Consider the following 1,523-nt stretch of genomic DNA (forward strand, 5'->3'; position numbering starts at 1 on the left):
CCTGTGTCACCCATGGTTTCCAGAATTTGCACCTTGCCAGTGCTGTCTTTGGGTGCGTTTACTGGGTGGTAGTTCTCGATCTTCCCGAAAAGTCCCGCCAACTTTAACAGGCTGGCATCAACTTGGATTGGTTGATCACCGAAACTGCCTCCGTCAGGAGGGATGAGCACTACCCCATTTTCATACAGCAGCTCTCGAATGCGATCGCATTGTTCTGGGAAATTAAGATCAACGTTCGTCAGCTTCACCCCAAAGGGTTTGAGTTGATGGACTGCAAGAGTGGATAAGGTTTTCATGGATATTAGGCTGTTTAACTGGCGTTGCTGATTATGGGTATGGTTTTGCCCCCCTAACCCCCCAATTTTGGGGGGAACAAAACTATCAAAGTCCCCTCCGGTGCGCTTTCCGTAGGCGAATTAAATTCGCCACGGGTCGCACCGCAAAGTTGGGGGATTTAGGGGGCTGTAATAAAACCAGATGATCGCGCATTCATTCCTTAATTCAGCAACGCCGTTTAATTGGTCAACCGTTATGATACACTGCTAATGCTCTGTTCCAGAAAATCCTAGGTTTGAGGTAGTGTAACGGATAATCTTGGCGCATCCGTTTGTAACCTCCACTGGTAATATTGAGCACAATGGTGTCCTTTTTAGCTATTTTCCCCGCTTCAACTGCTTGAATTAAAGCACCAGTTGCCACACCGGCAGCAGGACTAACATCTATTCCTTCCAATTTCTCAAATAAAGCCCTTGCTTTGTCTGATTCGTCATTAGTCACACCATACATTTCTCCATCAGTATCAGCCAATGCTTCATAAACCCCTCCCGCGAGAGAGTAAGCTGGGTTTCGGTTAGTAAGTACCTTAGCAGAAACCTGACTAATGCATTTTTTTGCTTCTATTTCGCTCAAAGCAGTAATTTCTCGACTACCCGCTTTCCAGGCATCGGTCATGGGTGTAAAAGGAATGTTTTGACAGAGGTGAAGCTTCATTTTTTTGTTGCCAAATCTGCCATCTGCTAAAAATCTGAGATTCGCTTCGTAAGCTGAAATCCCACCAGTACCGGAACCGACAGCTTGGAAATAGTGATCAGGAATTTCCCCAATGGTTACTGTAGCATCCACAACGGTTAGCCCCATTCCATCCCGTCTCGCTACATTTTTAGCTCCTCCTTCCGGAAAGAAACCCTCTAATTGACTGATGATTTGTCCGATACGAATCGCATCGGAGTAGTCACCATTCCCACCAACAGCGATCATACGAACACAAGAATCAAACGGCTCCTTTGACCAGATGGCGGATAAATTTTGCTCTGGAATCACCAAGCAAAAGGGGATTTTCAGCTTAGAGCAAACCGTAGCAAACGCTCGGCCCGTATTTCCAGCTGAAGCAACGACGAGGGTTTTGGGGTTATCCTCTGGTATTCTCGCTAAGATCGGGAAAGCTTCTAATTCTTTAAACGAACAAGTCGAAAGATGAGCATCTCGCTCTGGCCAGTAGCCATTGAAACAAATGAAAAGATTAT

2 protein-coding genes are annotated in these 1,523 nt (G+C 46.0%); both read right to left on the reverse strand.

Annotated elements, in window-relative coordinates:
• Window positions 1-296, reverse strand: a 296-nt coding sequence (locus tag F6K49_RS47950; protein ID WP_293109648.1) for a hypothetical protein, incomplete at its 3' end; no start/stop codon positions are given.
• Between the two features lie 226 nt (window positions 297-522).
• The coding region (locus F6K49_RS47955) for a cysteate synthase (RefSeq protein WP_293109650.1) at window positions 523-1,523 on the reverse strand (1,001 nt) is incomplete at its 5' end.

This window comes from Moorena sp. SIO3I6 (genome assembly GCF_010672095.1).